Here is a 6,032-nt window from a genome sequence, read left to right on the forward strand (position 1 = left end):
AAGCTGGATGTAGATAGTCGAGCGGCTATGGTTTATCAATGTGCTCCTTTGATTCAGCAGTTAGAAATGAAGTAGCTATAGCAGAAGTCAGAAGTCAGAAGTCAGAAGTCAGAAGTCAGAAGTCAGGTATGAGCTGATAGCTGACTGCTGACCCATGATATTGTATGGCACTGGATGCGATCGCATTATCTGGCCGAGCACTGGATGCGATCGCGTAATCTGGTCGAGCACTCGATGCGATCGCGTAATCTGGTCGAGCACTCGATGCGATCGCGTAATCTGGTCGAGCACTCGATGCGATCGCATTATCTTGTACGGGTATTGGATGCGATCGCATTATCTTGTACGGGTATTGGATGCGATCGCATTATCTTGTACGGGTATTGGATGCGATGCGTGAGCATTGAGCCGCTACGCGAACGCATTTTATTCTAATGATGTAGACAGGCTTTTTAGTACTTTAACTCTTACCTACTCTATGCTCCCTAATTTTATATCATAAGCTCCCTTTTTATATCAGGAAATTTTAAAAAAATGTCAAATTAAATTACACATAAATGAGTCTATAAATGGCTAATTATAATAGTTGTAAATAAATTTAAACATTATTCATTTAACCCTTGCATTTTTTCGAGGAGTTATCTATACTATAGAAGGTTACGACCGATACTAATAGCCGCGCTGGTCAGAACCGTTAATAACTACCAGCGCGGCTTTCCTCCCAACCAAGTAGGAGTTACTTCCATGATGGCAGAAAAATCACGATCATCAATCCCAGCTGTTCAGCAACCCACCGGTGCTAATGATGCTGGTTTGGTTAAGATTTGGAATTTTTTACTCTTTTGCGCTTGCTGCGTTACCCTGTCGAGGGCGCACTCTACAATATCGTAGATTAGCCCAAAGGGCTAGGCTTTGCGTAGGCACTAAAACCCAGAACAAAAGTACCTCATCTATTTGGGAAATGCTATACTATTAATTTATAGTAAATTTTGTTCAGCAATAAATACTATCTTTAGTAAATAAATTGAAATCAAAAATGAGTCGAGAATTTAATGTAATTATCGAGCGCGATGCTGATGGCTACTTTGTAGCTTCTGTTCCCACTCTTAAAGGGTGTCATACCCAAGCAAAATCTTTGGATGAATTGATGGAGCGTATTCGAGAAGCGATTGGCCGTAGGCCACGCTACGCGAACGCCCTTTGTTTGGAATTTGAATAAAATCTAGAAAATTCCCTTGACTTCTTTGGTGTACAGCGAGGGGACGTGGAAGTATGAGTCAATTCCCAAATGTAACTGGACGGGAAATTATCGCAGCACTGGAGAAAGCAGGGTTTACAGTGGCGAGGGTACGTGGAAGTAACCATATTTTAATTCATGATGACGGACGTAGAACAGTTATCCCGGTACATTCTGGTGAAACCATTGGACGTGGTTTATTGTCCCAAATCTTGCGTGACACTCAGCTTAGTCGTGAGGAATTCAGGGAATTGTTGTGATGGCTGTGTCAGTCCACTACAAGATCGGCGATTAGCCCAAAGGGCTAGGCTTCGCGATGCTCCGAGCCGCTAAAAGCGATTGGCCGTAGGCCACGCGGGGCGCGATCGCAAAAATTGAACGTATCTTGGGTAGGCTCCTCAATCCCAGATCTGATCCATCTTGAGCACAAACCCAGGTAAAACTGGCTCACCACTCACCGTCGCTGGATTATCCAGCTGTTCAACTTCCGCCCCAAGACGATAAATATAAACTTGGCGCTGATCCGGGTCAATCAGCCAACCGAGCAAAGTCCCATTTGACCTGTACTCTGCCATTTTGTCTTGCAAGTTTTCCAGGCGATCACTCCCAGAACGCAGCTCAATCACAAAATCGGGGCATAGGGGTACAAACTTCTTTCGTTGTTCTTTAGTTAGGGATTCCCACCTCTCAAGCTTGACCCAAGCAACATCAGGAGAACGATTGGCTCCATTGGGAAGTATAAAGCCAGTAGAAGAATCAAAACCTTTCCCTGTACCATCTTGGCATACCCAATTACCAAACTGAACAATTAACTCAAAATTGCGACCGCCAGTTTCCCCTCCTGTAGGAGTGCTAATAATAAGCCTTCCATCTTGGTGGCGTTCGATCCGTAACTCCCGATTGAGCTGACAAAAAGCAAAGAATTCCTCATCACTCATATCAAAAGCCGGACGAGTCTTGAGCTCTAAGGGCGTTGCTAGTTGTGGTGTGATCGATCCAGTCATAATTATCAGGCGCGATTTGCGTTCCGTAACGGGCATCTTGGTGGAACCGGCATCTTGGTGGAACCGGCATCTTGCCGGTTACAATTTCCACCGCAGGCAGGATAGCCACCCCACTCATAGTCATTCCGCCCGTCAGCAATGCTTATCGCTCTACCAAGATTTTAGCTCAATTCGCGACAGCTCCATAGCTGCCCATGTCCTCCAACCTCGACCTAGGGAATAGAAACGTTACACTAGAAAAGCTGCTTCACCATCTGCCACCATGCCATCTACCAGTCAACCCCTGAACTATCCCAAAAGCCGCAAATCCGACCAAGTCGATGATTACCACGGTACTCTAGTTGCTGACCCTTACCGGTGGCTAGAAGACCCAGATTCAGAGGAAACAAAGGCTTGGGTAGAAGCACAGAATCAAGTCACCTTTGGTTATCTCAGCGAAATACCAACACGGGAAACACTTAAGCAGCGCATCACCAAGCTATGGAATTACGAGAAATATAGCACTCCCTTTAAAAAAGGCGATCGCTACTTCTATTTCAAAAACGATGGTCTCCAGAACCAAAGTGTTCTCTACACCTTGACCTCCCTCGATGCTGAACCAACCCTATTACTTGACCCCAACACCCTTTCAGAAGACGGTACCGTTGCCCTATCAGGTTTAGCCATTAGTAAAGATGGCAAGCTGCTGGCCTATGGTCTGTCTAGGTCTGGTTCTGACTGGCAAGAGTGGCAAGTGCGGGAAGTAGAAACCGGTCTTGACCTCTCGGATCAGATTAAGTGGGTAAAGTTTTCTGGGGCATCTTGGACTCACGACAATCAAGGTTTCTTCTATAGCCGCTTCGATGAACCCAATGAAGCCACTAAGTTAGAAGACCTCAATTATTATCAAAAGCTCTATTATCATAAGCTAGGAACACCCCAGTCAGAGGATATTCTCATTTATGAGCGCCCTGACCAGAAAGAATGGGGTTTTAGTGGTCGAGTCACTGAAGATGGTAATTATCTGATCATTACAGTCTTCCTGGGTACTGACCCCAAGAATCTGGTGTTTTATAAAAATTTGCAAGACCCAGATTCCCCGGTTGTGGAACTCATTAACGAATTTGATGCCAGCTATAGCTTTATCGGGAATGATCAATCAGTATTTTGGTTCCGCACAGACTTAGATGCCCCTCGCAGTCGAGTCATTGCCATAGATACTAATCATCCTGATCAGGCACAGTGGCAAGAAGTAATTCCCCAAGCGGATGAAACCCTAGAAGCTGTAGGCTTACTCAACAACCAATTTGTGGCCGATTACCTCAAAGATGCTCACTCCTCCATCAAAATTTTTGACCTGGATGGTTCCTTTGTGCGGGAAGTAGAATTACCTGGTATTGGTTCCGCTGGTGGTTTCAATGGGTTACGTTATGATACTGAAACCTTCTACAGCTATACCAGCTTCACCACCCCTGCAACCATCTATCGCTACGACATGGTAAGTGGGGAAAGTACCATTTTCCGGCAGCCCCAGGTAGACTTTAATCCCGATGACTACGAGACCAAACAAGTTTTCTACCCTAGCAAAGATGGCACCCAAGTGCCTATGTTTATCACCCACAAGAAGGGATTACAGTTAGATGGCAATAACCCCACTTACCTCTATGGCTACGGCGGCTTTAATATCTCGATAACCCCCAATTTCTCCATTAGCAATCTAGTATGGATGGAAATGGGAGGTGTTTATGCTGTTGCCAATCTCCGTGGTGGCGGTGAGTATGGGGAAGATTGGCACCAATCTGGCACAAAACTCAACAAGCAAAATGTATTTGATGATTTTATAGCAGCGGCGGAGTGGCTAATTAGTGCTCAGTACACTTCACCCAAGAAAGTTGCGATCGCAGGCGGTAGCAATGGGGGATTATTGGTCGGTGCTTGCATGACTCAGCGTCCAGACTTATTCGGTGCAGCCCTACCAGCGGTGGGAGTACTAGATATGTTGCGCTTCCATAAGTTTACCATTGGTTGGGCCTGGTGTTCCGATTACGGTTCCCCAGATCACCCAGAGGAATTTAAAGCCCTTTACGCCTATTCCCCATTACACAATCTCAAACCAGGAACCGCTTATCCCCCTACCCTGATTACCACCGCTGACCATGATGACCGGGTTGTCCCTGCCCATAGTTTCAAATTTGCGGCAGCCTTACAGGAGGCCCATGAAGGGGAACAACCAGTGTTAATCCGGATTGAGACCAAAGCAGGACATGGTGCAGGGAAGCCCACCAGTAAGATAATTGAGGAGATTGCTGATAAGTGGGCGTTCTTACTCAGAACCCTAGAGGTAGAGGTTTAGAGAGTAAATAGACCATAATTTGCCTAGGATGTTCAGGCTAGGATCTAGGACACAGTTCACGATAGGATATAGGGATCCCTGTAGGGATTGTGAGAATTTTTTTCCCCTACTCCCTACTCCCTACTCCCTACTCCCTGTTCCCTTTGCTGTTCTTTTTAACAAGACTGCTGGTCAATCATGGACTTATCTGCTATTTTAAACGTTGCCCTTGGCTTATTTTTTGTCTACCTGATCACCAGTCTGTTAGCCTCTGAAATCCAAGAATATCTCGCTAGCGTTTTACAATGGCGGACTAAACACTTACAGAGGGCTATCGAAAATTTAATTAATGGTGGGATTCAGTTACAAAATCTAACCCTGAAAGATGTGGTCGATGAGTCAGATGGAGAATCAGTTAATGTAACCGTTGATCAGATTAACAATTTAAAAAAGACCAAACGGCTTTTAAAAAAAATCTATCAAAATCCGTTGCTTAAATCAGTTAATCACGAAGCCAAAGACCTAGATAACAAAAATGAATTAAAGTCAAAATCTAACTCAAAGGTTAGTGGACCTTCCTATATTCCATCAGATACCTTTGCCACCGCTTTAATCATGACCATTGTTCAGCAGGCATCAACCTTCAAAAATAATGCCGAAATTACCCTGGACAATTTTAAAACAGCCCTTGAAGAAGAGAAGATAAAAAATTTACTTCCTGAAGACTTAAATATAACTCTTTTAACCCTGATTGATAAAGCCAAATTTGAATACTCTGACCGAAACAAAGACCTGAAAAAACTCCAAGAAGAACTAGCAACATGGTTTGACGAATCCATGGCACGAGCTGCCGGGGTATACAAGCGTCAGTCTAAAGCCATATCTTTTTTAATTGGATTAGTGATTTCCCTAGCCTTGAATATCGATACCATCAATATCAGCAATCAATTCTATAAAAACCACAGTGTAAGAGCTGCTGTCAATCAAGTCACTAATAGGATTGTTAATGAAACCGGTGCCTGTTTACAGCAAGAATCAAACAGTAATGACTGTTATGATAGTATCACCTCAGCTGTAGATGACCTAGCTTTCCTTCCCATTGGCTGGGGAGAAACTAATCTTGTAGAGCAGTTTGAAGAACCCAATCATCTTCCCAGAGAGCTGGGTTTGACTTGGGTTTACTTCAAATTCGTTGTAGGGATTATTTTGAGTGCGATCGCGATCTGTATGGGAGCCCCCTTTTGGTTTGAAGTACTAAATAAGTTGGTCAACGTTCGTAATACTGGAGAAAAACCAAAATCCTCTAAATAGACTCCCAACTGCTAGCCCTATTTAGGCTGCAAGGCAAGAACTATAGCCTCGGTCCAGTCTAACTTGATAGGTTTAAACCTACAGGGTAAGTAGCACGAACTGCTTTTTCCAGTATTTGCTTCCTCTATCTTGAAGTATAATTGGAGATTAAATTTACCACCCTTTTTAA

7 protein-coding genes are annotated in these 6,032 nt (G+C 44.1%); 5 read left to right on the forward strand and 2 right to left on the reverse strand.

The features are described from left to right. Positions 1 to 115 precede the first annotated feature (115 nt). Positions 116 to 337, reverse strand: a complete 222-nt coding sequence (locus tag F6J94_RS28645) for a hypothetical protein (protein ID WP_293046654.1) — start codon at positions 335 to 337, stop codon at positions 116 to 118. 699 nt (positions 338 to 1,036) lie between these two features. On the opposite strand from F6J94_RS28645, the gene F6J94_RS28650 reads away from it, so the two are divergent. Both F6J94_RS28650 and F6J94_RS28655 read left to right on the forward strand, forming a co-directional pair. Beyond that, entirely contained in the window at positions 1,037 to 1,219 is a 183-nt protein-coding gene (locus F6J94_RS28650) for a type II toxin-antitoxin system HicB family antitoxin (protein ID WP_293046656.1), read from the forward strand. A 53-nt stretch (positions 1,220 to 1,272) separates the two neighbouring features. Next, on the forward strand, positions 1,273 to 1,497 hold the full coding sequence (locus F6J94_RS28655; protein WP_293025083.1) for a type II toxin-antitoxin system HicA family toxin: 225 nt from the start codon (positions 1,273 to 1,275) through the stop codon (positions 1,495 to 1,497). A gap of 138 nt (positions 1,498 to 1,635) precedes the next feature. Here the strand turns inward: F6J94_RS28655 and F6J94_RS28660 are convergent, their stop codons facing one another. Next, complete coding sequence (locus F6J94_RS28660; RefSeq protein WP_293046658.1) at positions 1,636 to 2,241, reverse strand: Uma2 family endonuclease; 606 nt, start codon at positions 2,239 to 2,241, stop codon at positions 1,636 to 1,638. 262 nt (positions 2,242 to 2,503) lie between these two features. On the opposite strand from F6J94_RS28660, the gene F6J94_RS28665 reads away from it, so the two are divergent. Genes F6J94_RS28665 through F6J94_RS28675 form a run of 3 tightly spaced genes read left to right on the forward strand, consistent with a single transcriptional unit; the run spans position 2,504 to position 5,863 of the window. After that, complete coding sequence (locus F6J94_RS28665) at positions 2,504 to 4,573, forward strand: prolyl oligopeptidase family serine peptidase (RefSeq protein WP_293046660.1); 2,070 nt, start codon at positions 2,504 to 2,506, stop codon at positions 4,571 to 4,573. 28 nt (positions 4,574 to 4,601) lie between these two features. Further along, positions 4,602 to 4,772, forward strand: a complete 171-nt coding sequence (locus tag F6J94_RS28670) for a hypothetical protein (protein WP_293046662.1) — start codon at positions 4,602 to 4,604, stop codon at positions 4,770 to 4,772. Beyond that, on the forward strand, positions 4,751 to 5,863 hold the full coding sequence (locus F6J94_RS28675; protein ID WP_293025091.1) for a hypothetical protein: 1,113 nt from the start codon (positions 4,751 to 4,753) through the stop codon (positions 5,861 to 5,863). The genes F6J94_RS28670 and F6J94_RS28675 overlap by 22 nt, the downstream gene beginning before the upstream one ends. Positions 5,864 to 6,032 lie beyond the last annotated feature (169 nt).

Origin of the sequence: Moorena sp. SIO1F2 (assembly GCF_010672755.1) — a bacterium.
In the GTDB taxonomy this organism is placed as follows: domain Bacteria; phylum Cyanobacteriota; class Cyanobacteriia; order Cyanobacteriales; family Coleofasciculaceae; genus Moorena.

Coding starts and splice junctions, on each gene's coding strand:
- F6J94_RS28645 (WP_293046654.1), bottom strand. CDS start 337: ATGCGATCGCATCCAATACCCGTACAAGATAATGCGATCGCATCGAGT.
- F6J94_RS28650 (WP_293046656.1), top strand. CDS start 1,037: ATGAGTCGAGAATTTAATGTAATTATCGAGCGCGATGCTGATGGCTAC.
- F6J94_RS28655 (WP_293025083.1), top strand. CDS start 1,273: ATGAGTCAATTCCCAAATGTAACTGGACGGGAAATTATCGCAGCACTG.
- F6J94_RS28660 (WP_293046658.1), bottom strand. CDS start 2,241: ATGACTGGATCGATCACACCACAACTAGCAACGCCCTTAGAGCTCAAG.
- F6J94_RS28665 (WP_293046660.1), top strand. CDS start 2,504: ATGCCATCTACCAGTCAACCCCTGAACTATCCCAAAAGCCGCAAATCC.
- F6J94_RS28670 (WP_293046662.1), top strand. CDS start 4,602: ATGTTCAGGCTAGGATCTAGGACACAGTTCACGATAGGATATAGGGAT.
- F6J94_RS28675 (WP_293025091.1), top strand. CDS start 4,751: ATGGACTTATCTGCTATTTTAAACGTTGCCCTTGGCTTATTTTTTGTC.